Source organism: Planctomonas psychrotolerans, from assembly GCF_008642235.1.
Lineage (GTDB): Bacteria > Actinomycetota > Actinomycetes > Actinomycetales > Microbacteriaceae > Planctomonas > Planctomonas psychrotolerans.
On the sequence record NZ_SJEV01000001.1, the window covers coordinates 740,447 to 765,096 of the forward strand.

Here is a 24,650-nt window from a genome sequence, read left to right on the forward strand (position 1 = left end):
ACACCCCGGGAAACGACATGCGCCTGTACCTCGCCTCCACGTCGCCCGCGCGACTGGCCACTCTGCGCGCGGCGGGCATCGAGCCGGTGCTGCTCCCGTCCCTCGTCGACGAGGACGCCGTGGTGCGCGCGGCGGAAGCCGAACGCGGCCCCCTGCCCGCCGACGAGATGGTGCAGTTGCTCGCCCGGACGAAGGCCGAGGCGGCCGTGGCCCTCGCCGCGGCCACCGAGCACATCGACGGCCTCGTGCTGGGTGGCGACTCCGCCTTCGAGATCGACGGGATGATCCACGGCAAGCCGCACACCGCCGAGAGAGCGCGGGAGCGCTGGCACGCGCAGCGCGGAAGAAGCGGACTGCTGCACAGCGGGCATCACCTCATCGCGGTGCGCGCCGGCGTCCCGGGGCGCTCCGTCGGGTGCACGTCGGTGGCCACGGTCGAGTTCGCCGACGACATCACCGACGCGGAGATCGACGCCTATGTGGCCACGGGCGAACCGCTCGCGGTCGCCGGCGCATTCACGATCGACAGTCTGGGCGCGGCCTTCATCACGACGATCGACGGAGACCCGCACACCGTCGTGGGGCTCTCCGTGAGCGTGCTCCGCCGGCTGGTGCGCTCACTCGACGTCGAGTGGACCTCCCTCTGGAACCGCTCCCCCGCATCCTGAGAGCCGTTGTGGGCACCCTCCCGCGCAACCGCGACACGTTTGTGAGAGTCGTCCAAAGCCTAGCCCCCCTCCCCCAATAGGCTAGGGATTTATGTCGCGCATCACCAAGGTCCTCATCGCCAACCGGGGCGAAATAGCAGTACGGGTCATCCGAGCGGCGCGAGACAGCGGAATCGGCAGTGTCGCCGTGTACGCCGACCAGGATCGCGATGCCCTGCACACCCGCCTCGCGGACGAGGCCTACGCCCTCGGCGGCAGTACCAGCGCCGAGACGTATCTCGTGATCGAGAAGATCCTCTCGGTCGCCCGCCGCTCCGGTGCCGATGCGGTGCACCCGGGGTACGGGTTCCTCGCCGAGAACGCCGCGTTCGCGCGGGCCGTGATCGACGCGGGTCTCATCTGGATCGGCCCCTCGCCCGATGCCATCGAACAGCTCGGCGACAAGGTGACCGCGCGGCACGTGGCCGAGCGGGTGGGTGCACCGCTGGCCCCCGGAACGCTCAACCCCGTCTCGGGCGCCGACGAGGTGCTCGACTTCGTCGACCAGCACGGCCTTCCCGTGGCCATCAAGGCCGCGTTCGGCGGTGGCGGCCGGGGCCTCAAGGTGGCTCGCAGCCGCGACGAGGTCGCCGAACTCTTCGACTCGGCGACGCGCGAAGCGATCGCCGCGTTCGGACGCGGGGAGTGCTTCGTGGAGAAGTACCTCGACGAACCGCGCCACGTGGAGACCCAGTGCCTGGCCGACGCGCACGGCACCGTGGTCGTCGTCTCCACCCGGGACTGCTCCCTGCAGCGCCGCCACCAGAAGCTCGTCGAGGAGGCTCCCGCGCCGTTCCTGAGCGACGAGCAGAACGCGCTGCTCTACCGCTCGTCGAAGGCCATCCTGCGCGAGGTGGGCTATGTCGGGGCGGGCACCTGCGAGTTCCTGGTCGGCAAGGACGGCACCATCTCGTTCCTCGAGGTGAACACCCGCCTGCAGGTGGAGCACCCGGTGACCGAGGAGGTGACCGGCATCGACCTCGTGCGCGAGCAGTTCCGCCTCGCCGAGGGAGGCGTGCTGGACTATGCCGATCCCGAGCCGCGCGGCCACTCCCTCGAGTTCCGCATCAACGGCGAGGATGCCGGCCGCGGCTTCTTCCCCTCGCCCGGTCCCGTGCACGTGTTCACCGCCCCGGGCGGCCCCGGGGTGCGCGTCGACTCCGGCGTGCAGTCCGGCGACGTGATCTCCGGAGCGTTCGACTCGCTCCTCGCGAAGCTGATCGTGACCGGCGCCACCCGCGAGGACGCCCTCGAACGCGCACGCCGCGCCCTCGACGAGTTCGAGGTGACCGGGCTGCCCACCGTGCTGCCGTTCCACCGTGCCGTCGTGCGCGACCCGGCGTTCGCCCCGGCGAACGGCGACCCGTTCAGCATCTACACGCTGTGGATCGAGAACGAGTTCCAGAACGACATCGAGCCGTGGACGGGCGAGCAGGGCGACCTGCCCGCGGCCACGGGCGATGAGCGGCAGAGCGTGGTCGTGGAGGTCGGCGGCAAGCGCGTCGAGGTGACGCTGCCGAGGAAGCTGCTGCGCGGCTCCGGGAGTGCCGACGCCGGCGCCCCGACCGCGCCCCGGCGACGCGGAGCCGCGACGGCCGGCGTCACCGCGGCATCCGGCCACTCGGTGAAGGCGCCCATGCAGGCGACGATCGTGAAGGTGGCCGTGGCCGAGGGCGACGCCGTGGTGAAGGGAGACCTCATCCTGGTGCTGGAGGCCATGAAGATGGAGCAACCGCTCACCGCGCACCGGGACGGCACCGTGGCCAACCTGTCGGCCGAGGTCGGGAGCACCGTTCCGTCGGGGCACGTGCTCCTCGACATCACGGGCTGAGCCGACTGCGTCACGGTCCCTGAGCCCGTCGAAGGGACGACGACCGGCGTCCCTTCGATGGGCGCACGAACCGGTGAGAGGTCAGTGACCGTCGCGGCCGCGGCTAGTGGACGATGTGCATCGCGCGTGCGGCATCCGAGATGGAGCCGGACAGCGACGGGTACACCGTGAACGCGCGGGCGACGTCGTCGACGGTGAGCCGGTGCTCCACGGCGAGCGCGAGCGAGAAGATGAGTTCCGACGCGCGCGGTCCCACGATGACGCCGCCGATCACCGTCCCCGACCCGGTGCGGGCGAACAGCTTGACGAAGCCGTCGCGCACGTTCTGCATCTTGGCGCGGGGGTTCGACGACAGCGGCAGCTTGTAGATCTCGCCCTGGGCGAGCCCCTCCTCGATCTGGTGCTGCGACCAGCCGACGGTGGCGATCTCGGGCTGGGTGAAGATGTTCGAGGTCACGTTGCGCAGCTCGGTCGGATTCACGGCGTCGCCCATGGCGTGGTACACCGCGGTGCGCCCCTGCATGGCGGCGACCGAGGCGAGCGGCAGGAAGTTGGTGCAGTCGCCCGCCGCGTAGATGCTCGATACGGATGTGCGGGCGACGCGGTTCACGCGGATGTGCCCGGAGTCGGTGAGCTGCACGCCCGCCTCTTCAAGACCGATGCCCGCGGTGTTGGGCACCGCCCCGACGGCCATGAGGCAGTGGCTGCCCTCCACGGTGCGGCCGTCGGTGAGGGTGGCGACCACGCCGTCGTCGGTGCGCACCACGCTCTCGGCCCGCGTCTTGGAGAGCACGGTCATGCCGTTGCGCTTGAAGACGTCCTCGATCACCTGTGCGGCGTCGGCGTCCTCTCCCGGCAGCACCTGGTCGCGGCTCGAGATCAGGGTGACTTTCGATCCGAGAGCGGTGTAGGCCGACGCGAACTCGGCGCCGGTGACACCCGATCCGACGACGATCAGGTGGTCCGGGGTCGTGTCCATCGAGTAGAGCTGGGTCCAGGTGAGGATGCGTTCGCCGTCCGGCTTCGCGGAGTCGAGCACCCGGGGGCTCGCGCCCACGGAGATCACGACGGTGTCGGCGTCGATCTCGTCGAAGTCCTTGCCCTTCGGCCCCTTCGCGGTGGACACCACGATGCGGTGGGGTCCGTCGAGGCGACCCTCCCCCTGCACGATGCGCACCCCCGCACGGATCAGGGTGGACTTCATGTCTTCGGACTGCTGGCGGGCCAGTCGCTGCAGTCGGAGGTTCACGGCGCTGAGGTTCACGGCGACCTCCGGCCGGACGGGACGGTGCGACGTCTCGGAGCGGGAGAAGAACTGAACGCCGAGATCGGCGGCCTCTCCGATCGAGTTGGTGGCCTCCGCGGTGGCGATGAGCGTCTTCGACGGCACCACGTCGGTGAGCACCGCGGAGCCGCCCACTCCGACGCGCTCGATGAGCGTCACCTCCGCCCCGAGCTGCGCACCCGCGATCGCCGCTTCGTAGCCGCCGGGCCCGCCCCCGAGGATGGCGATCTTCTGTGCGCTCTCGAACTCGTATGACATAGGGAACATTGTCTCTTGATTGTCGGCGCCCGCCAAAGCAGCGTGCCGACCCCTACAACCCGGCTCCGGGTCACCCGGGTCCGGGACCTACAATCGGGGCATGCACTCCACCGCGCCGCACCCCCTCGACGACCCCGGCGCGAGCCCCTTCGGAATCGCGCAGAAGGCGGCCGAACAGCTCGCGGAACGCACCGGAGTGGACCGTCACGACATCGCCCTCACTCTGGGAAGCGGATGGGGCAGAGCCGCCGATCTGCTCGGCGAGACCACCGCCTCGATCCCGGCGGTGGACATCGTGGGGTTCTCCGCGCCCGCCCTCGCCGGTCACGCGGGCACCCTCCGCTCGGTCCTGCTGCCGAACGGCGCCCGCGCCCTGATCATCGGCGCACGCACGCACTACTACGAGGGGCACGGCGTGCGCCGCGTGGTGCACTCCGTGCGCACGGCGGCCGCGGCGGGTGCCCGCACCATGATCCTCACCAACGGCGCCGGCGGCATCCGCGACACGTGGACGCCGGGCACCCCGGTGCTGATCAGCGATCACATCAACCTCACCGCCGACTCGCCGCTCGAGGGGGCGACCTTCGTCGACCTCACCGACCTCTACACGCGCCGGTTGCGCGACATCGCCCGCACGGTCGACCCGTCGCTCGACGAGGGCGTGTACTGCCAGTTCCGCGGACCGCACTACGAGACCCCGGCCGAGGTGCAGTACGCCAAGGCTATCGGCGGCCACATCGTCGGCATGTCGACGGCCCTGGAGGCCATCGCCGCGCGCGAGGCCGGCATGGAGCTCCTCGGCATGTCGCTCATCACCAACCTCGCCGCCGGCATCCAGACCACGCCACTGAGCCACGAAGAGGTGCTCGACGCGGGCAAGGCCGCGGAAGCGCGGCTCGGCGACCTGCTGGCACGCATCGTGAGCGCGCTGTGAGCGCGCAGCCGAACCCCGCCGACCGGGCCGTCATCGCCGATGCTCGGGCGTGGCTCGCCCAGGACCCCGACGACGAGACGCGCGCCGAGATCCAGGACCTGCTCGATGCGGCCGCCGGCGGTGCGGGCGAGGCCCGTGACCGTGCCCTCGCCGGACTGCACGCGCGCTTCGACACCCGACTCCAGTTCGGCACCGCGGGGCTCCGGGGCGCCATCGGGGCCGGCCCCAACCGGATGAACCGGGTGCTCGTGGCGCAGACCGCGTCCGGGTTCGCCGACTACCTCCGCGGCCGGAGCTCCCGACCGTCGATCGTGATCGGCTATGACGGCCGCAAGAACTCCGACGTGTTCGCCCGGGACACCGCGGAGATCATGGCCGGTGCGGGGGTGCGCGCCATCCTGCTGCCGCGGAAGCTGCCGACGCCGGTGCTCGCTTTCGCCGTGCGCCACCTCGGTGTCGACGCCGGCGTGATGGTGACCGCATCGCACAATCCCGCGCAGGACAACGGGTACAAGGTGTACCTCGGCGGCGCGGATCACGGCACCCAGATCGTCTCCCCCGCCGACCGCGACATCGCGGCGTTCATCGCGCGGGCCGCGAAGGACCGCGCGGTGCGGGACATCCACCGGTCAGCCGAGTACACGATCGCCGACGAGAGCGTGCTCGACGAGTACGTCACCCTCACGGCGTCCATCCTGCGCGCCCCTGTGGCCCCGATCACCTTCGTGTACACGCCGATGCACGGCGTGGGGTGGGAGGTCGCCGAGCGCGTCTTCGCCGAGGCGGGCATCAACCCGCCGGTGCTCGTCGACGAGCAGGTGGAGCCGGACGCGACGTTCCCCACCGTGGAGTTCCCGAACCCGGAGGAGCCTGGCGCGCTCGACCTCGCCTTCGCCAAGGCCATCGAGGTGGGTGCCGAACTGATCCTCGCCAACGACCCCGACGCCGACCGGCTCGCCGCGGCGATCGTCGACGACCACGGCGCCTGGCGTCGGTTGAGCGGTAACGAGGTGGGCGCGTTGCTCGGCCTCGGCATCGCGGACCGGTACGCGAGCGAGGGCCGTACCGGCACGTTCGCCTCGTCGATCGTCTCCTCGCCCGCCCTGGCGGCCATCGCCCGGGCGTACGGGTTCGGATTCCAGGAGACCCTCACCGGCTTCAAGTGGATCTCCCGCGTTCCCGATCTCATCTTCGGTTTCGAGGAGGCCCTCGGCTACCTCGTCGACCCCTGGAAGGTGAGCGACAAGGACGGCATCTCGGCCGCGCTCGCCGCGCTCGAAGGCGCACTGCTGCTGAAGGCGCAGGGGCGCTCGATCGACTCCTACGACCGGGAGTTCGCCGAGCGGTTCGGCTACTTCGCGTCCGATCAGATCTCGGTGCGCATGACCGATCTGGCCGACATCCCTCGGGTGATGGAACGGCTGCGCGCTGCGCCGCCGAAGCGCATCGGCAGCATCCCCGTCGAGCGGGTGGACGACCTGCTGCACGGCTTCGGGGATCTGCCGCCGAGCGACGTGCTGCGCTTCTGGCTGGCCGGGGATGCCCGGGTGATCATCCGGCCGAGCGGCACGGAGCCCAAGGTCAAGGTGTACATCGACGCGCAGAGCACCGACGGGACCGCCGAGCAGCGGAAGAATGCGGCGAAGGCCGTGGTCACCGAGCTCAGCGTGAATGTTCACCGGTTGATCGAAGTCTAGGCCCTTCGGTCGCTCAGCCGAGGGCGGTGAGCAGCTTCGCCGCGATCTCTTCGAGGTCGAAGTAGTTCTGGATCACCACGACATCCGCGTAGGTCTTGCCGATGATGTCGACGAGTTCGGGCGAGGTGAGGATGACCTGGGCGTCCTCCGCCACGTCGCGCACGCTCGCGGCATCCGCGGCCGTCACGTCGGCCTCGATGCCGAGCCGCTTGAGCGCCCGCTCGGCGTTGACCTTGAGGATTGCCGACGTCCCGATTCCGGCTCCGCAGATTGCGACGATCTTCATGCCGTGTCCCCATCCCAGTTCATGACCGCGAGCACCTCGTCGATCGTCCGTGCTTCTGCGAGCCGAGGAATGGCACTCGCATCGTTGAAGATGTTGGCGAGGTCGGCTATCGCCTCGATGTGCGAATTGGCGTGCGTCACCGACAGGCCGAGCACCACCCGCACGGGATCGTTGTGGGCGTGACCGAAGGCCACGGGCTCGACCAGGGTCACCACGGCGAGTCCGTTCCGGAGCGTCTCCGGGCCGGGGCGGGCGTGCGCGAGCGCGAGACCGGGGGCGATCACCACGTAGGGACCGAACTCCTCGATCACACGGATCATTTCATCGGCGAAGGCGGGCGTCGCCGCACCCGACCGCGCCAGCGCGTCACCCGCGAGGCGTACCGCGTCTCGCCAGGTCGCGGCCGATGCGCCGATGGTGACCGCTGACTCGGGAAGAGGAGGAAGCACGCTCGAGTCTTTCAGCACTTGTCTGGGAGGACGGCTGTCAGGCCTCGGCGAAGCCGTCCGAGATCATGTCGGCGAGCTCCTCGCGGTCCTCGGCGGGCAGGAACACGGCGTCGGCGGCATTCAGTTGGAAGGTCTCCAGGTCGGCCAGGTCGTATCCGAACGCGTCGCTCAGCAACGCGAGCTCCTGGCTGAGCGACGTGTCGCTCATCAGGCGGTTGTCGGTGTTCACCGTCACCCGGAAGCCGAGCTGATAGAGCACGTCGAACGGGTGGTCGGCGAGCTCGTCGCCCCACGCCTCGACGGCGCCGGTCTGCAGGTTGGAGGTGGGTGCGAGTTCCAGGGGGATCTCGCGGTCCTTCACCCACTGGGCGAGCGGACCGAGGGTCACGAAGGTGCTCTCGTCGTCCTCGCGCTCGATGAAGATGTCCTGCGCCACCCGCACGCCGTGCCCGAGTCGCTGGGCGCGGCCGTCGATGAGGGCGCTCCGGATGCTGTCGAGCCCGTCGGCCTCACCGGCGTGCACCGTGCGGGGGAAGAACTCGGCGGCGAGGTAGTCGAAGGCATCGCGCATGCGCGACGGTGCGAAGCCCGCCTCGGGACCGGCGATGTCGAACCCGACCACGCCGTTGTCCCGGTGCCGCACCGCGAGGTGGGCAATCTCGAGTCCCCGGTCGAGGTGACGCATGGCGCTCACCAGTTGGCCGATGCGAATGCGGCCACCGGCGTGGCGCACGTCCTCGATGCCGGCGTCGATGCCGTCCTGCACCGCCTCCACCACCTGGTCGAGGGTGAGGCCGCCGCCGAGGTGCTGCTCGGGGGCCCAGCGCACCTCGCCGTAGATCACGCCGTCCTTCGCGAGATCCTGCACGAACTCTCGCGCCACCCGGGCGAGACCGTCCTCGGTCTGCATGACGGCGATCGTCACGTCGAAGGTCTTGAGGTACTCGACCAGGGAGCCGGAGTCCGACTGGTCGGCGAACCACGTGGCGAGACCTTCGGCGTCATCGCTCGGCAGTTCGAGGCCGATCTCATCGGCGAGTTCGAGGATCGTCTGCGGCCGGAGCCCGCCGTCGAGGTGGTCGTGCAGCGACACCTTCGGCAGGGTGGTGATGTTCGCCCGCCCACCCGCGAGCAGGAAGTCTTCGGAGGCAGTGTTCATGCCCTCAAACTTACTAGTCCCCGGGATCAGGAGATGCGACCGGCGAGAAGCGGACCACCGTCGAGGACCGGGTCGCCCGAGTCGCCGATGCGGTACGCGCCGTCGAGAGCGTCGAGTGCGCGGTCGAATCGTCCGGCGTCGTCGGTGCTGAGGGTGAACAGCGGCGACCCGGCGGTCACGGCGTCCCCCGGCTTGGCGTGCAGGTCGATGCCCGCCGCGTGCAGCACGGGGTCCTGCTTGCGCGCCCGGCCTGCTCCGAGCCGCCAGGCGGCGATGCCGAACGGCAACGCCCGCTGCTCGACGAGCACCCCGTCCCGCTCCGCCACCACGGTGTGCGTCTCCCGCGCGACGAGGAGCGCCGCATCGGGGTCACCGCCCTGCGCGCGGATGACGGCCCGCCACGAGTCCATCGCGCGCCCATCGGCGAGTGCGGCCTCCACATCGGCGTCGGGTTGGCCGACCGCGGCGAGCATCTCCCGCGCGAGGGCGAGGGTGAGTTCGACCACGTCGGCCGGTCCGCCGCCGGCCAGGACCTCGACAGACTCCCGCACCTCGTTGGCGTTGCCGATGGCGTGGCCCAGGGGCACGTTCATGTTGGTGAGCAGGGCGGTGGTGCGCACTCCGGCGTCGGTGCCGAGGTCGACCATGGTCTGCGCGAGTTCCCGCGACCTGTCGATGTCCTGCATGAAGGCACCGGAGCCGAACTTCACGTCGAGCACCAGCGCGCCGGTTCCCTCCGCGATCTTCTTGCTCATGATCGACGAGGCGATCAGCGGGATGGCCTCGACAGTCCCGGTGGTGTCCCGCAGCGCGTAGAGCCGCTTGTCGGCGGGGGCGAGTCCGCTTCCTGCCGCGCAGATCACGCCGCCGTGCGCACGCATCTGCTCGAACATCTCCTCGTTCGTGAGGTCTGCCCGCCAGCCCGGGATGCTCTCCAGCTTGTCGAGGGTGCCACCGGTGTGGCCGAGTCCGCGCCCGGACAACTGCGGCACCGCCACGCCGAAGCAGGCGACCAGGGGCATCAGCGGCAGCGTGATCTTGTCGCCCACGCCTCCGGTGGAGTGCTTGTCCACCGTCGGCTTGCCGAGCCCCTCGAAGCTCATGGTCTCGCCGCTCGCGATCATCGCCAGCGTGAGGTCGCGGATCTCGCGGCGCTCCATGCCGTTCAGCAGGATGGCCATGGCCATGGCGGCCATCTGCTCGTCGCCCACGTAACCCCGCGTGTAGGCGTCGATCAGCCAGCGGATCTGCGGGGTGGTGAGTTCGCCTCGGTCCCGCTTGATGCGGATCAGGTCGACCGCGTCGAAGTCCTCGATGGCGTCCGACATCAGCGCTCCCCGTACGCGTTCAGCGTGCGCGGCCCGAAGGCGTCGGGAAGCACCTCGTCGATGGTGCGGATACCCGACACCGTCTCGAGCAGCATCCCCGGCACGGCGTGCTCGTAGAGCAGCTGTCGGCACCGACCGCACGGCATGAGGATGTTGCCGTCGCCGTCCACGCAGGTGAAGGCGACGAGCTGGCCCCCGCCGGTGAGGTGCAGGGTGGAGACCAGCGCGCACTCGGCGCAGAGGGTGAGGCCGTAGGAGGCGTTCTCCACGTTGCACCCGCTGATGACGCGGCCGTCGGTCGCGATGGCCGCGACCCCGACGGGGAAGTTCGAGTAGGGCACGTAGGCCTTCGTCATGGCCTCCTGCGCGGCTTCGCGGAGGGACCCCCAGTCGATGCCCCCGGAGTTCGGGAGGGCGGAATCCTCGTTCATGATCAGCCTTTCACGTAGGGTTTGCCCGCGGCGGCGGGTCCGCGCACCCGACCCACCAGCCCGGCGACGGCGAAGATGGTGACCACGTACGGCAGCATCAGCATGAATTCGCTCGGCACGGGCGAGCCGATGATGCCGAGCACGTTCTGCAGGTTGCTCGCGAAGCCGAAGAGAAGCGCCGCGAGGGTGGCCCGGATCGGGTCCCAGCGCCCGAAGATCACCGCGGCGAGCGCGATGAAGCCGGCACCGGCCGTCATGTCCTTGCCGAACGCGCCCACCGAGCCCAGGGTGAAGAAGGCCCCACCGGCCCCGGCGATCGCGCCGGCGAGGGAGACGTTCCAGAACCGCGTGGCGGCCACGTTGATGCCGACCGTGTCGGCGGCCTGCGGGTGCTCGCCCACGGCGCGGAGCCGGAGGCCCCATCGGGTGTGGAAAAGACCGAAGTACACGGCGGCCACCGCGATGTACATGAGGTAGACGATGAGCGTCTGACGGAACAGCACCGGGCCGAGGATCGGGATCTCGCTGAGCAGCGGGATGTTGATCCGGGCGAAGCGCGGCGGCGAGTTGAGCGCGGCGGCGTTGGGGCTCAGCAGCTGCGCGAACAGGAATCCGGTGAGGCCGGACACGAGCACGTTGAGCACCACACCGACGATCACCTGATCGACGAAGTACTTGATGGAGAACGCGGCGAGCACGAAGGAGACGAGCACACCGGCCACCATGGCGGCGGCGAGGCCGGCGAGCGACGACCCGGTGATGGACGCCACGAGCGCGGAGGTGAAGGCGCCGGCGAGCAACTGGCCCTCGATCGCCACGTTCACCACACCGACCCGCTCGGAGATCACGCCGCCCATCGATCCGAAGATGAGCGGCACGGCGAGGGCGAGCGACCCGGCCAGGAGTCCCGCGATGGGGAGGGTGGCCCCGGCTGCCGCCCAGGCGAGGAAGCCGAGAAGGAACAGCGCGGCGAACAGGGCGACGAGCCAGGTGGGCGTGCGGCGCCCGGAACGGGCCCACCAGCCGCTCAGGATGCTGAGCGCCACCAGCACGAAGGCCAGCACGATTCCGGTCGGGGCGGAGGGCACCGGGATGTTGGGCACCTGCACCACGTCCGCCGCGCGCGACAGCTGGAAGGTGGCGACACCGTCCCGTCGGCCGAACACGAACAACAGTACGGCGAGCAGGGCGAACACGCCGAGCGCGATCGGCGCCTTGACGTGCCTGCGGTCGGTGCGCGTCACCGGGACCGCGACGGAGGTGCCCGGGTCGTGGGTTGCGGTGCTCATGCGGATGCCGCCGCCTTTCGGGCGCTACGGGTGCGGGGGGTGCGCTGCGTCGGTGCCGGCAGGCGGAAGATCGCGCGCACCAGTGGCGGCGCGGCGATGAACAGCACGATCAGCGACTGCACGACGACCACGATGTCCACGGGGACTCCTTCGGCGGCCTGCATGGAGAAGCTGCCGGCTTTGAACGCGCCGAACAGGATGCCGGCGACGAATACGCCCCACGGCTTCGAGCGGCCGAGGAGGGCGACGGTGATGGCGTCGAACCCGATGCCCGCGTCGACGCCCGCGCCGAAGCCGCTGGTCGTGGTGCCGAGCACCTGGTTCACCCCGGCGAGGCCGACGAGCGCCCCGGAGATGAGCATGGCGACGATGTAGGTGTTGTTCACGTTGATGCCTGCCACCCGGGCGGCGTTGGGGTTCTCTCCCACGGCACGGAACTGGAAGCCCAGGTTCGACCGGTTGAGCAGCCACCAGGTGAAGACCGTCGCGGCGATCACCAGGATGAATCCGAAGTGCAGGTTGTACCTCGGGCCCAGAAGGTCGAAGAAGACGGCGGTCTCCTTCGCCGGCGCGCTCTGCGGGTTGTTGGAGCCGGGGGCCTTGAGCGGTCCCTCCCGCAGCAGGTAGCTGATGAGGTAGAGCGCCACGTAGTTGAGCATGATCGTGACGATCACCTCGTGCGCGCCGGTGCGGGCCTTGAGCAGACCCACGATGCCGCCCCACACCGCACCGCCGACGAGGCCCGCCAGCAGGGCGACGATCATGTGCACACCGAAGGGCAGGTCCCAGGCGAAGGACACGTACCCGGCGGCGCCCGCCGCGATCAGCATCTGGCCGCGTCCACCGATGTTGAACAGGCCGACGCGGAATGCGAGGGCGACACCGAGGCCGCCGGCGATGAGCGGCGTCGCGTAGGTGAGGGTGTCGGTGAGCGGACGGATGGCGTCCGCGAATTCGGGGCGACGGAAGTTGTAGATCGATCCCTGGAACAGGGCCGAGTAGGCGCCCCCCACCGAGTCGAAGATCGCCGAGAAGGTGTCGGTGGGGCGGGAGAAGAAGTATCCCGCCGCGGCCTGCACGTCGTCGTTGGTGGCGGCGATGAGGAACGCGCCGACGACGAGCGAGAGCAGCACGGCGAGCACCGACAGGAGCGCGGAGCCCGAGGCGATGTCGCGGAGCACGGACGGCCACCGCGACTCGTCGGGCGCGGATGCGCGCGCGTCGGTCGGCGGCCGACTCGGTTCGGCGGGAGCCGGCGTGGTGCTCGCGCGGGGAAGCTGCTCGTCGGTCACGCTGCGACTCCTCGTTCCGGGGCCGGTTCGCCGGCCATCATGAGCCCGAGCACGTCGCGCGGGGTGTCACCGGGCACGATCCCCACGATGCCGCCGCGGTACATGACCGCGATGCGGTCGGCCAGTGCCACCACCTCGTCGAGCTCGGTGGACACCACGATGACCGGGATGCCCGCATCCCGGGTGGCGATGATCTGCTCGTGCACGAACTCGATGGATCCCACGTCGAGACCCCGGGTGGGCTGCGCCGCGACGAGCAGGCGGAGTTCGCGGCTGAGTTCCCGCGCGAGCACCACCTTCTGCTGGTTGCCGCCGGAGAGCCGGCCCACATGGGTGTCGATGCCCTGGGCGCGGATGTCGAACTGCGTGATCTTCTGCTCGGCGAACTCTTCGAGGTACGCCAGTTGAAGGGTGCCGCGGCGCACGAAGGGCTCCCGGTCGGCCCGATCCAGCATGAGGTTCTCGGCGATGGTGAACTCCGCCACCAGTCCGTCCTCCTTGCGGTCCTCGGGCACGAAGCCCACGCCCGCGTTCAGCACGCGCCGCACGCTGAGCGCCCGCAGCGAGCTGCCGTCGAGCAGGATCTCACCGGTGACCCGGGGCTGGAGGCCGAGGATGGCCTCGGTCAGTTCGGTCTGACCGTTGCCCTGCACGCCGGCCACGGCGAGGATCTCCCCCGCCCGCACCTCGAAACTGACCGAGTTGACGACCATCTGGTCGCGCGCGTCGAAGACGGTGAGGTCGCGCACCTGGAGGGCCGCGGCTCCGGGCGTCGCCGGTTCCTTGTGCACGGTGAGCTCGACCGAACGACCGACCATGAGCGAGGCGAGCTCGGCGTTCGTCGCCGTCGGCTGGGCCTCGCCCACCACCTTGCCGAGGCGGATGACGGTGATGCGATCGGCGACCTCGCGCACCTCCCGCAGCTTGTGGGTGATGAAGACGATCGCCGTTCCGGCGGCCTTGAGCTGGCGCATGATCGCCATGAGCTCGTCGGTCTCCTGCGGAGTGAGCACCGCGGTCGGCTCGTCGAAGACGAGCACCTTGGCGTCGCGCGACAGCGCCTTGATGATCTCGACCCGCTGCTGCACGCCCACGGGGAGGTCGTCGACGAGGGCGTCCGGGTCGACGTCGAATCCGAAGCGGGCGGAGATCTCGCGCACCTTCGCGCGGGCGGCGGTGAGGTCGAGCCGACCACCGAAGCCGACCTCCTCGTGCCCGAGCATCACGTTCTCGGCGACCGTGAACACCGGGATGAGCATGAAGTGCTGGTGCACCATGCCGATCCCGGCGGCCATCGCATCCCCGGGGCCGGCGAACTTCTGCACCTGGCCGTCGAGCAGGATCTGTCCCTCGTCGGCCTGGTACAGGCCGTACAGCACGTTCATCAGGGTGGACTTGCCGGCGCCGTTCTCGCCGAGGAGGCAGTGGATCTCGCCGGGTTCGACCGCGAGATCGATGTGGTCGTTCGCGACCAGGGCACCGAATCTTTTGGTGATGCCCCGCAGCTCTAGCGTCATGAGTCCCAATCTATCCGGCGGCATTGCCGGTATCCGCGCGGGCGCCGCCCGCGAAACGAGACTCGCGGGGAGTCCGACCGGTGGGTCGTCCTCCCCGCGAGCGGTGCTGCGATGTTACTGAGGCGTCGCCTCGGACTCGACCGTCAGCTCACCGCTGATGATCTGCTCCTTGATGGCCTCGACCTCCTCGACGAGTGCCGGGTCGACCTCGGTCTCGAAGTCGTGCAGCGGGGCGATGTCCACACCGTCGTTCTCGAGGGTGCCGACGTACGGCTCGGCGTCGAACTCGCCGTTCGCGGCGTTCACGGTGACCTCCTGAACGGCGTCGGTCATCTGCTTGAGGATCGACGTGAGGTACAGGTCCGCGAAGTCGGGCGCCGTGAGGTACAGGTCGCTGTCGACACCGATCAGTGCCGCGGAGTCGTTGCGGTCGCGGATGGCCTCGCCCGCACTCTGGAAGATCGGTCCACCGACCGGAAGCAGCACGTCGGCGCCCTGGTCGAGCAGGCCCTCCGCCGTGGTCTTGGCGGTCTGGTTGGCCTCGAAGCCACCGGTGAAGGATCCGGTCTGCGTCTCCTTGTTCCAGCCCACGACCTGGACGTCGGCGCCCTTCTGCTCGTTGTAGTAGTCCACGCCGTCGGCGAAGCCGTCCATGAAGATCGTCACGGAGGGGAACTGCTGACCGCCGAAGGTGCCGACGATGCCGCTCTCGGAGTGGCCCGCGGCGAGGTAGCCCGCGAGGAACGCGGCCTGGGCCGTGTCGTAGAGGATCGGCTTTACGTTGTCGAGTTCGAGCGGCGAGAAGTCGTCGTTGGACAGCGCCGAGTCGATGATGGCGAACTGCACGTCCTCGTTCGCCTGCGCAGCATCGCGCGTCGCGTTGGCGAGCGCGAACCCGACCGTGAGGATGAAGTTGCAGCCCTGATCGACCATGCCGCTCACGTTGCCGGCGTACTGGTCCTCGGAGGTGGATTCGGCCTCCTGGAAGTCGACGCCGAGTTCGTCGGCCGCCGCCTCCATGCCCGCGTAGCTGGACTGGTTGAAGGACTGATCTTCGAAGCCCCCGAAGTCGGAGACGATGCAGGGCGTGAAGTCCAGGTCTCCGCCGGTTCCGGCGCCAGCACCGGCGCCCGTGTCGGTCTCCTCGGGAGCTGCGGCGCAGCCGGCGAGAAGCGCGGCGATTCCGACCATGGTGAAGCCGCTGTAACCGGCCTTGCGCTTTGTGATTTTCAAGGTTCCTCCAGGTGCGCCCAGCTGTTTTCCGGGCAATGTTCCCCCATGTTACATAGCGGCCTCCCGGCGTCCGGCCGCCCGTCGGGGACGGGGGAAAAGCGTTACCCAGCCGGTACCCGCACGAAATGCGCGCGGGTTCCGATACGGTCCCCGAGGCGCGCTACGGGGTGCTGGGCGAGGTGATCTCGATGGTGCCCGCGACGATGTCCTCGCGCAGGGCGTCGATCTCGGCGGCCAGATCGGCCCCCACCCGCTCCTCGAGGTCGTGGTAGGGCGCGATGTCGACCCCGCCGTTCTTCAGCGTTCCCACGAAGGGCGCGTTGTCGAAGGTGCCGTTCACGTCGGCGCCGACGATGTCCACCACCGCGTCGGCCGTGTTCTTCAGCACGCTGGTGAGCACGAGCGGACGGTACTCGGCGGGCAGTGTCTCGTACCCGTCGTTGTCCACCCAGATGATGAGTCCGTTGCCCGCTTCGAGGGCCGCGGCCGCCGCTCCCTCGCCCACCTGCCCGGCGACCGGCAGGATGACGTCGGCGCCCTGATCGAGGAAGTTCTTCGTCGTGGTGTTGCCCTTGTTCACGTCCTCGAAGTCGCCGGTGAAGACGCCGTCCTGCGCCTGCTTGTTCCACCCGAGCACCCGCACGTCCGTGCCCTTCACCTCGTTGTAGTGCGCCACACCGTCGACGAAGCCGTCCATGAACAGGGTCACCGGCGGCTGGTTGCCGCCGCCGAAGGTGGCCACGGTGCCCGTCTCGGTGACCCCGGCGGCGAGGTAACCGGCGAGGAACGCCGCCTGCGCCGTGTCGAAGATGATCGGCTTCACGTTCTCGGCCTCGACGACCTCGTCGACGATCGAGAAGTGCACGTCGGGATTCTGCTCGGCCTCCTCCAGCGTTGCCGCGGCGAGCTCGTATCCGACCGTGAGAACGAAGGAGCAGCCGCTCTCCACCGCCTGCGCCACGTTGGGGGCGAGGTCGGTCTCGGTCGTGGAGACGATCACGTCGGCGTCGATGCCGAGTTCCTCCCCCGCCCGCTCGAGGCCCGCCCAGCTCGACTGGTTGAACGACCGATCCTGCAGGCCGCCCGAGTTCGTGACCATCCGCGCGCAGTAGTCCGCGGATGCGCCGGACTCGACCTCGGGAGACGCCTCCGGGGCGGCGGCGCACCCGGCGAGGAGGAGCACGGACGTGCTCAGAAGGAGGAACGGACGGGCGGCGGCGGAGAGAGGCATGGGTCGGACACTAGCCATGCCGGGGATGCCGCCGCAGTCGACGGGCGAGGCGAAACGCGTCCGGCCGCCATTCGTTACCAAACGGTTACCTTTCGCACGGTCGACGTTCGTCAGAGCACGTCGTCGCCGCCGGAGAGCTTCAACGCATCCACGACGGACTTCACCCGCTGCGCATTGGCTGTGGTGGTGACGAGCAGGGCGTCCGGCGTATCGACGACGACGATGTTCTTCACCCCGATCAGGCTGATCACCCGCTTCGACTGGCTGACGACGATGCCGCTCGACGCGTCGGACAGGATGCGGGCGTCCTCACCGAGGATCACGAGATCCGACGCCCGGCCTCCCGACTGCATCTTCCGCACAGAGGCGAAGTCGCCGATGTCGTCCCAGCGGAACCGACCCGGAATCACCGCGAGCGCCCCGGCACGGGCGGCGGGCTCGGCGACGGAGTAGTCGATGGCGATCTTCTTGAGGTTGGGCCAGACGCGGTCGACGACCGCCCCCCGCTCCGGGGTGTCCCACGCCGCGGCGAGCTCCTGGATGCCGGCGAGCAGGGCGGGCTCGGAACGGCCGAGCTCCTCGAGCAGCCGATCGGCCCGAGCGATGAACATGCCGGCGTTCCAGAGGAACTCGCCGCTCTCGAGGTACTTCTTCGCGACGACGAGCGTGGGCTTCTCCACGAACTTCTCCACGGTGAGGGCGCTCGGGGCTCCCTCGATCGCGAGTGCCGCGCTGGCCTGGATGTACCCGAATCCGATGGCGGGCTCGGTGGGTCGGATGCCGATGGTGACGATGTAGCCGGCGTCCGCCGCGAGCGCCGCCTCGGACACGGCCTCGGCGAAGAGTTCGGTGTCGGGGATGACGTGATCGGCCGCGAACGAGCCGATGATCACGCCCGGCTCCCGCCGCTCGAGAATGGCCGCGGCGAGGCAGATGGCGGCGGTCGAGTCCCGCCCCTCGCTCTCGAGCACGACGTTGCGGTCGGCGAGTTCGGGCAGTTGCTTCTCCACCGCCGCGCGGTGGGCCCGCCCGGTGACCACCATGATCCGCTGCTCCCCGGAGACCGGGACCAGTCGGTCCCAGGTGTCGCGCAACAGGGTCTGCCCCGACCCCGTCAGATCGTGCAGGAACTTCGGAGCATCGGCGCGTGACAGCGGCCACAGTCGCGACCCCACGCCGCCGGCGGGAATGACGCTGTAGAAACGGTCGATCGGACGGCGCGTGGCGGGCATCGTCCCACGATAGCGGCACGTGGGAACGCGTCTCGGGAGGTCCGATCGGCCGCCCGTCGACACGCGCCCGGAATCGGGGCGCGACCGGTAAGGATGGCCTAACCGGCAGCGCTCAGAATGGCGACGTAGACTGGATTCCGAACAGATCTGTTCATTTGCACGGCCGACGAAAGCGCGGCCATCGCACAGCTCAGGAGGGCAAGTTCGTGTCTGATAAAACGGCAGGGACGCTCGCACCACACCGGTCCCGCACCAAGGTTCCCGAGGGAACCCTGTACCGCGGTCGCGAGGGCATGTGGTCGTGGGTGCTGCACAGGATCACCGGTGTGGCCATATTCTTCTTTCTCCTCGTGCACATCCTCGACACGGCGCTCATCCGCGTCAGCCCGGAGGCGTACAACGCGGTCATCTCCACCTACCAGAACCCGGTCATGGGCGTCGGGGAGGTCGGTCTCGTGGGCGCCATCGGGTTCCACGCGCTGAACGGGATCCGCATCGTGCTCATCGACTTCTGGCAGGTGGGCACCAAGTACCACCGCCTCATGTTCTATACGGTGCTGGCGCTCTGGCTGGTACTCATGGCGGGCTTCGTGCCGCGCCACCTCATGAATGTCTTCGGCGAATACTGGGTGGGCTGAGCCATGTCGTTAACCATCGAAAACCCCCGCGCCCCGCGCACCCGCCGCTCCCCCGGCGGCGTCAACTGGGAGAAGTGGGGCTGGGTGTACATGCGCGTCTCCGGCGTCATCCTGGTCGTGCTGATCTTCGGTCACCTGTTCGTGAACCTCATCGTGGGCGAGGGCGTCAAGGCCATCGACTTCGCGTTCGTCGGCGGCAAGTACGCCAATCCGTTCTGGCGGATCTGGGACTTCGCGATGCTGTGGCTCGCGCTGATCCACGGAGCCAACGGGATGCGCCACCTCGTGAACGACTATGCGGCGAACGAGAAGCTGCGGAAGCTCCTGCTTCTCGCACTCGGGGGCTCCACCGCGGTGCTCCTGGTGCTCGGCAGCCTCGTGATCTTCACGTTCGACCCGTGCCCCGCCAACTCCCCCGCCGACCTACTGCCCTCGTTCTGCTCCTAATCGGCTGCGGCCAAGGAAGAAATCTACGTGCCAACGGAATCTGACAGCACCGTCGTCGACGGCGTCCACTACCACCAGTTCGACGTCGTGATCGTCGGGGCCGGCGGAGCAGGGATGCGTGCCGCCATCGAGGCGGGACCGAAGGTGAAGACCGCGGTGATCTCCAAGCTCTACCCCACTCGCTCCCACACGGGCGCTGCCCAGGGCGGCATGGCCGCGGCCCTCGCCAACGTGGAGGAGGACAGCTGGGAGTGGCACACCTTCGACACGGTGAAGGGCGGCGACTACCTCGTCGACCAGGACGCCGCCGAGATTCTCGCCAAGGAGGCGATCGAGGCGGTCATCGACCTCGAGAACATGGGGCTGCCGTTCAACCGCACGCCCGACGGCAAGATCGACCAGCGCCGCTTCGGCGGGCACACCGCCGAGCACGGCAAGAGCCCGGTGCGCCGCGCCTGCTACGCCGCCGACCGCACCGGCCACATGATCCTGCAGACGCTGTACCAGAACTGCGTCAAGTTCGGCATCAACTTCTTCAATGAGTACTACGTGCTGGACCTCGTGATGACCCCGGTGACGGCCAGCGACGGGACGACCAGTGACAAGCCGTCCGGCGTGGTCGCCTACGACCTCGCCACCGGCGAGATCCACGTCTTCCAGGCGAAAGCCGTGATCTTCGCGACCGGCGGCTTCGGGAAGATCTACAAGACCACGTCGAACGCGCACACGCTCACGGGCGACGGCGTCGGCATCATCTGGCGCAAGGGCCTGCCGCTCGAGGACATGGAGTTCTTCCAGTTCCATCCCACCGGACTCGCCGGACTCGGCATCCTGCTCTCCGAAGCCGCGCGCGGCGAGGGCGCGATCCTCCGCAACAGCGAGGGTGAGCGGTTCATGGAGCGCTACGCGCCCACCATCAAGGACCTCGCACCCCGCGACATCGTGGCGAGGTGCATGGCCACCGAGATCCGCGAGGGCAGGGGCGGCGGTCCGAACAAGGACTACGTCTACCTCGACATCACCCACCTCGACCCCGCGGTGATCGACGCGAAGCTGCCGGACATCACCGAGTTCGCCCGCACCTACCTCGGCGTCGAGCCCTACACCGAACCGGTGCCCGTGCTGCCCACCGCCCACTACGCGATGGGCGGCATCCCCACCAACGTGAACGCCGAGGTGCTGAGCGACAACACCACGGTGGTACCCGGTCTCTACGCCGCGGGCGAATGCGCCTGCGTGTCCGTGCACGGCTCGAACCGACTCGGCACGAACTCGCTCCTCGACATCAACGTGTTCGGCAAGCGCGCCGGGAACAACGCGGCCGCGTACGCGCTCACCGTGGACATGCCGCCCCTGCCGCCGAACGCGGCCGACTGGGTGATCAACCTCGTCGAGAGCGCCCGGGCGTCGAACGGCACCGAGCGACTCTCGGCCATCCGCAAGGAACTGCAGGACTCCATGGACCGGAACGCGCAGGTGTTCCGCACCGACGAGACCCTCAACGAGGTCACCCGCGTCATCGAGAACCTGCGCGAGCGGTACAAGAACATCGGCGTGCAGGACAAGGGCAAGCGGTTCAACACCGACCTGCTCGAGGCGATCGAGCTCGGCTTCCTGCTCGACCTGGCCGAGGTGGTTGTCTACTCCGCCCTCTCGCGCAAGGAGAGCCGCGGCGGGCACTTCCGCGAGGACTACCCCACACGGGACGACGCGAACTACCTCGTGCACACGATGGCCTACCTCACCGGTGACGCGCACTCGGCCGACGCCGGCGACCACATCCGGCTCGACACCAAGCCGGTGGTCATCACCAACTACCAGCCCATGGAACGCAAGTACTAGCACTCCCGTCCGACCAAGAAGAGGCATCGTGAGCACAGCAATCGCGGACCGCGCTCCGGCAAGCGGTCCAGAATCCATCCAGACATTCACCGTCACCGTCATCATCCGCCGGTTCCTCCCCGGGATCGACCTCGAGCCTCGCTGGGAGGACTTCGACGTCGAGATGCTCCCCACCGACCGCGTCCTCGACGCCCTGCACAAGATCAAGTGGGAGCAGGACGGTTCCCTGACCTTCCGCCGCTCCTGCGCGCACGGCATCTGCGGCTCGGACGCCATGCGCATCAACGGTCGCAACCGGCTCGCCTGCAAGACGTTGATCAAGGACCTCGACATCTCGAAGCCGATCTACATCGAGGCCATCAAGGGCCTTCCGCTCGAGAAGGACCTCGTCGTCGACATGGAACCGTTCTTCGACTCCTTCCGCGAGGTGCAGCCCTTCCTCATTGCGAACTCCAAGCCCAAAGAGGGCAAGGAGCGCGTGCAGAGCCCCGAGGACCGCGCCCGCTTCGACGACACGACCAAGTGCATCCTGTGCGCGGCGTGCACGTCGAGCTGCCCGATCTTCTGGACCGATGGGCAGTACTTCGGTCCGGCCGCCATCGTGAACGCGCACCGGTTCATCTTCGACTCCCGCGACGAGTCGAACGTGCGGCTCGACATCCTCGACGACAAGGAGGGGGTGTGGCGCTGCCGCACGACCTTCAACTGCACCGAGGCGTGCCCCCGCGGCATCCAGGTCACGCAGGCGATCGCGGAGGTCAAGCAGGCGATCCTGCGCGGCAAGCCGTAGCGGGTCGGTGCGGCTGCGGCCGCACCGACGTGCGTGCCGTTCGGCGGCAATGCCGTTCGGCGGCAATGCCGTTCGGCGTATGTGTAGACGGCCGTGGCGTAACCTGTCAGCACCGGCGGCGCCCCCGATCCGCGGCACACGGTAGTAAAGGAGCTTCCATGACGGACACCACCCTGCCCCTGACCACCGCCGATCTCGTGCTCTTCGGACTCGAGGAACCGACGAGACAGGATGCGACCCGTCGGCTCACGGAGGTCCTCGCGGCTGACGGCCGCATCACCGACGTCGAACTGTTCCTCGACGACGTGCGGGCCCGCGAGGAGATGATGGCGACGGGTCTCCCCGGTGGCATCGCATTCCCGCACGCGCGCTCGGCCGCCGTCGGAACACCCAGTGTCGCCATCGGGATCAGTCAGCAGGGCATCGACTTCGGGGCCGATGACGGTCCGGCCCACCTCATCTTCCTCATCGCCGCTCCCCCCGGTGCCGGTCAGCTCCACCTCGTGATCCTCGCCCGCCTCGCGCGCAAGCTCATCAACGAGCAGTTCCGCCGCACCCTGCGCAGCGCGGAGAATGCGGAGCAGATCGCCGCCATCATCCAGCGGGAGATCCTGCTCCCGGAGTGAGGCCGCTCGGGGTGGAGTCGCCCCCCGTTTATCCTGAACGCGTGGCAGAGGATGCAGAGCGGCTCGGGAGCACGGCGACGCGCGCGATGAACGACAGGGACACTCCACGGTGACGAACGCGACGGACCGGTCCGCGGGCTCGGGCGAAACGGGCGGAAAGGACGACGCCACCGCCCGGCCGACGGGGTTCGCCGGGCTGGTCGATCGGGTGTTCGCACTCCGCCCCGTGCGGGTGTTCTTCAATTACCTGGAGAACGGCGGCGACGTGCTGGCCGCGGGCATGAGCTATCAGGCGATCTTCGCCGTCTTCGGCGCCCTCTGGGTGGGGTTCTCCGTCGCCGGACTCTTCCTCCAGTCGAACCGGCAACTGCAGGACGCCCTGTTCGATCAGATCAGCCTGGCGGTTCCCGGGCTCATCTCGAGGGATGACGAGTCCGAGGGTGCCATCGACGTGCAGCGCCTGCTGGACACGGGCATCTTCGAGTGGACCAGCGCCATCGCGGTCGCCGTGGTGCTGTTCACCGCTCTCGCCTGGCTGGCCTACACCCGCGACGCGATCCGGCGGATCTTCGAACTGCCGCCACCCAGTGCGTTCTTCCTCCTGCTGAAGGTGAAGGACTTCGGTATCGCGATCGGCTTCGGCCTCGCCCTCGTCCTCTCGGCGGCGCTCAGTGTCGCGAGCACGGAGGCCCTCGGCTTCGTCTTCCGGCTCGTCGGCATCGACGAGAACTCCCTGGTCGCGACGGTCGTGGCCCGGGCGAGCGGTCTTCTCGTGGTGCTGCTGCTCGACACCGCCGTGCTCTCCGCCCTCTACCGCGTGCTGTCCGGCGTCCGGATCCCGCTGCGCCGCCTGCTCGGTGGTGCGCTCATCGGCGCGGTGGCCATGGGCACGCTGAAGGTGCTCGGGAGCACCCTGCTCGGCGGGGCGAGCCGCAACCCGCTCCTCGCCTCGTTCGCCGTGATCATCGGTCTGCTCATCTGGTTCAACCTGATGAGCCGGGTGATCCTCATCTGCGCGTCGTGGATCGCCGTGGGCATGGAGGACGATGACGTCCCCGCCCGCAACCTGTCGCCCGAGCAGCGTGCCCGCGAACGCGCGGAGGCCGAGAAGGAGGCCCGCGTACTCGTTGCGGAGGCGGACCTGCGGCAGCGGGAGCAGGACTACGCGCACGCGTGGGGACTCGGCCGGTGGTTCGCCGGGCGGCGACTCGAGCGCCAGCGCGAGGAAGTCGACGCGGCGAAAGCGGCGGTCGACGACAACTAAACTCGTGCGCATGCCCACCCCGCTCCGCATCGCCACCATCAACACGAACGGCATCCGGGCGGCGTTCCGCAAGGGCATGGGCGCCTGGCTCGACGGGCGCGGCGTCGACATCCTCGCCATCCAGGAGGTGCGCGCGACCACGGAGGACGTCGAGGGCCTGCTCGGGCCGGAGTGGAGCATCCTGCACGACGCCTCGAGTGCGAAAGGCCGCGCCGGGGTGGCGATCGCCAGCCGACGGACCGCCACGATCCACCGCGTGACCATCGGTGACGACGACTTCGACTCCGCGGGGCGCTGGCTGGAGGCCGACTACGAGGTGGGCGACAGCCGGATCACCGTGGTGAGCGCGTACGTGCACTCGGGCGAGGCCGGCACCCCGAAGCAGGACGAGAAGTACCGGTTCCTCGACGGCATGGCCGAGAGGATGGCGGCGATCGGTGAGGACGGGCACGCCGTGGTACTCGGCGATCTCAACGTGGCGCACCGCGAACTCGACATCCGCAACTGGAAGGGCAACGTGAAGAAGGCGGGCTTCCTGCCACGCGAGCGCGCCTACTTCGATCGTTTCACCGGCGCACGCGGGACCGACGTGACCGGCGCCGACGGCAGCACCGGTCCGGGCCTCGGCTGGGTGGACGTGGGCCGCCGATTCGCGGGCGAGGTCGACGGCCCGTACACCTGGTGGAGCTGGCGCGGGAAGGCCTTCGACAACGACTCGGGGTGGCGCATCGACTACCACCTCGCGACGCCCGCCCTCGCGGCCACCGCCACCGCGTGTTCGGTGGACCGCGCCGCGGCGTACGACGAGCGATGGTCGGACCACACTCCCGTGGTCGTCGACTACGTACTCTGACCGTTCTCCCCCTCATTCCTCCCCCCGACCT

General features: G+C 69.1%; 23 protein-coding genes. 11 read left to right on the plus strand and 12 right to left on the minus strand.

Annotated elements, in window-relative coordinates; translation table 11 throughout:
• The first annotated feature begins 17 nt into the window (after positions 1-17).
• A complete protein-coding gene (locus EY822_RS03245; protein ID WP_150306960.1) occupies positions 18-668 on the plus strand; it encodes a Maf family protein in 651 nt (216 codons plus the stop codon).
• 91 nt (positions 669-759) lie between these two features.
• On the plus strand, positions 760-2,538 hold the full coding sequence (locus tag EY822_RS03250) for an acetyl/propionyl/methylcrotonyl-CoA carboxylase subunit alpha (RefSeq protein WP_150306961.1): 1,779 nt from the start codon (positions 760-762) through the stop codon (positions 2,536-2,538).
• A 103-nt stretch (positions 2,539-2,641) separates the two neighbouring features.
• Here EY822_RS03250 and EY822_RS03255 read toward each other — a convergent pair whose 3' ends face one another.
• Positions 2,642-4,081, minus strand: a complete 1,440-nt coding sequence (locus EY822_RS03255; protein ID WP_150306962.1) for an NAD(P)H-quinone dehydrogenase — start codon at positions 4,079-4,081, stop codon at positions 2,642-2,644.
• A gap of 100 nt (positions 4,082-4,181) precedes the next feature.
• Between EY822_RS03255 and EY822_RS03260 the strand changes: the two genes are divergently transcribed.
• Positions 4,182-5,015 (plus strand): purine-nucleoside phosphorylase, encoded by an 834-nt coding sequence (locus EY822_RS03260; RefSeq protein ID WP_150306963.1) that lies wholly within the window; start codon positions 4,182-4,184, stop codon positions 5,013-5,015.
• Positions 5,012-6,712 (plus strand): phospho-sugar mutase, encoded by a 1,701-nt coding sequence (locus EY822_RS03265; RefSeq protein WP_150306964.1) that lies wholly within the window; start codon positions 5,012-5,014, stop codon positions 6,710-6,712. The genes EY822_RS03260 and EY822_RS03265 overlap by 4 nt, the downstream gene beginning before the upstream one ends.
• A gap of 13 nt (positions 6,713-6,725) precedes the next feature.
• Here EY822_RS03265 and EY822_RS03270 read toward each other — a convergent pair whose 3' ends face one another.
• The 11 genes from EY822_RS03270 to EY822_RS03320 form a co-directional block, all read right to left on the minus strand.
• Complete coding sequence (locus EY822_RS03270) at positions 6,726-6,998, minus strand: PTS sugar transporter subunit IIB (RefSeq protein ID WP_150306965.1); 273 nt, start codon at positions 6,996-6,998, stop codon at positions 6,726-6,728.
• Positions 6,995-7,447 carry a PTS sugar transporter subunit IIA gene (locus tag EY822_RS03275; protein WP_150306966.1) on the minus strand — a complete coding sequence of 151 codons (453 nt, stop codon included), beginning with the start codon at positions 7,445-7,447 and terminating at the stop codon, positions 6,995-6,997. Before EY822_RS03275 ends, EY822_RS03270 begins: the two co-directional genes overlap by 4 nt.
• A 37-nt stretch (positions 7,448-7,484) precedes the next feature.
• On the minus strand, positions 7,485-8,606 hold the full coding sequence (locus EY822_RS03280; RefSeq protein ID WP_150306967.1) for an adenosine deaminase: 1,122 nt from the start codon (positions 8,604-8,606) through the stop codon (positions 7,485-7,487).
• A 26-nt stretch (positions 8,607-8,632) separates the two neighbouring features.
• On the minus strand, positions 8,633-9,934 hold the full coding sequence (locus EY822_RS03285) for a thymidine phosphorylase (RefSeq protein WP_150306968.1): 1,302 nt from the start codon (positions 9,932-9,934) through the stop codon (positions 8,633-8,635).
• A complete protein-coding gene (locus tag EY822_RS03290; protein ID WP_150306969.1) occupies positions 9,934-10,365 on the minus strand; it encodes a cytidine deaminase in 432 nt (143 codons plus the stop codon). The genes EY822_RS03285 and EY822_RS03290 overlap by 1 nt, the downstream gene beginning before the upstream one ends.
• A 2-nt stretch (positions 10,366-10,367) precedes the next feature.
• Positions 10,368-11,654: an ABC transporter permease subunit gene (locus EY822_RS03295; RefSeq protein ID WP_150306970.1), complete on the minus strand. Its 1,287-nt coding sequence runs from the start codon at positions 11,652-11,654 to the stop codon at positions 10,368-10,370.
• Positions 11,651-12,946 (minus strand): ABC transporter permease, encoded by a 1,296-nt coding sequence (locus tag EY822_RS03300; RefSeq protein ID WP_150306971.1) that lies wholly within the window; start codon positions 12,944-12,946, stop codon positions 11,651-11,653. Before EY822_RS03300 ends, EY822_RS03295 begins: the two co-directional genes overlap by 4 nt.
• Positions 12,943-14,463 carry an ABC transporter ATP-binding protein gene (locus EY822_RS03305; protein ID WP_150306972.1) on the minus strand — a complete coding sequence of 507 codons (1,521 nt, stop codon included), beginning with the start codon at positions 14,461-14,463 and terminating at the stop codon, positions 12,943-12,945. The genes EY822_RS03300 and EY822_RS03305 overlap by 4 nt, the downstream gene beginning before the upstream one ends.
• A 114-nt stretch (positions 14,464-14,577) precedes the next feature.
• A complete protein-coding gene (locus EY822_RS03310) occupies positions 14,578-15,696 on the minus strand; it encodes a BMP family lipoprotein (RefSeq protein ID WP_150306973.1) in 1,119 nt (372 codons plus the stop codon).
• A 160-nt stretch (positions 15,697-15,856) separates the two neighbouring features.
• The gene (locus EY822_RS03315) at positions 15,857-16,927 is read right to left on the minus strand and encodes a BMP family lipoprotein (protein WP_150306974.1); all 1,071 of its coding nucleotides are present in this window, start codon (positions 16,925-16,927) and stop codon (positions 15,857-15,859) included.
• Positions 16,928-17,037: 110 nt separating this feature from the next.
• Positions 17,038-18,159, minus strand: coding sequence for a mannose-1-phosphate guanylyltransferase (locus EY822_RS03320; RefSeq protein WP_150306975.1), 1,122 nt, complete (start codon positions 18,157-18,159; stop codon positions 17,038-17,040).
• A 206-nt stretch (positions 18,160-18,365) separates the two neighbouring features.
• On the opposite strand from EY822_RS03320, the gene sdhC reads away from it, so the two are divergent.
• From sdhC to EY822_RS03355, 7 genes are all read left to right on the plus strand, one after another.
• Positions 18,366-18,797, plus strand: coding sequence for a succinate dehydrogenase, cytochrome b556 subunit (gene sdhC, locus EY822_RS03325; RefSeq protein WP_150306976.1), 432 nt, complete (start codon positions 18,366-18,368; stop codon positions 18,795-18,797).
• A gap of 3 nt (positions 18,798-18,800) precedes the next feature.
• Positions 18,801-19,244 (plus strand): succinate dehydrogenase hydrophobic membrane anchor subunit, encoded by a 444-nt coding sequence (locus tag EY822_RS03330; protein WP_150306977.1) that lies wholly within the window; start codon positions 18,801-18,803, stop codon positions 19,242-19,244.
• Between the two features lie 27 nt (positions 19,245-19,271).
• On the plus strand, positions 19,272-21,086 hold the full coding sequence (gene sdhA / locus EY822_RS03335) for a succinate dehydrogenase flavoprotein subunit (protein WP_150306978.1): 1,815 nt from the start codon (positions 19,272-19,274) through the stop codon (positions 21,084-21,086).
• 28 nt (positions 21,087-21,114) lie between these two features.
• A complete protein-coding gene (locus tag EY822_RS03340) occupies positions 21,115-21,876 on the plus strand; it encodes a succinate dehydrogenase iron-sulfur subunit (protein WP_150306979.1) in 762 nt (253 codons plus the stop codon).
• 158 nt (positions 21,877-22,034) lie between these two features.
• Entirely contained in the window at positions 22,035-22,502 is a 468-nt protein-coding gene (locus EY822_RS03345) for a PTS sugar transporter subunit IIA (protein WP_150306980.1), read from the plus strand.
• Positions 22,503-22,611: 109 nt separating this feature from the next.
• Positions 22,612-23,766 carry a YihY/virulence factor BrkB family protein gene (locus EY822_RS03350; protein ID WP_150306981.1) on the plus strand — a complete coding sequence of 385 codons (1,155 nt, stop codon included), beginning with the start codon at positions 22,612-22,614 and terminating at the stop codon, positions 23,764-23,766.
• A gap of 10 nt (positions 23,767-23,776) precedes the next feature.
• Entirely contained in the window at positions 23,777-24,619 is an 843-nt protein-coding gene (locus EY822_RS03355) for an exodeoxyribonuclease III (RefSeq protein WP_150306982.1), read from the plus strand.
• Positions 24,620-24,650: the final 31 nt, after the last annotated feature.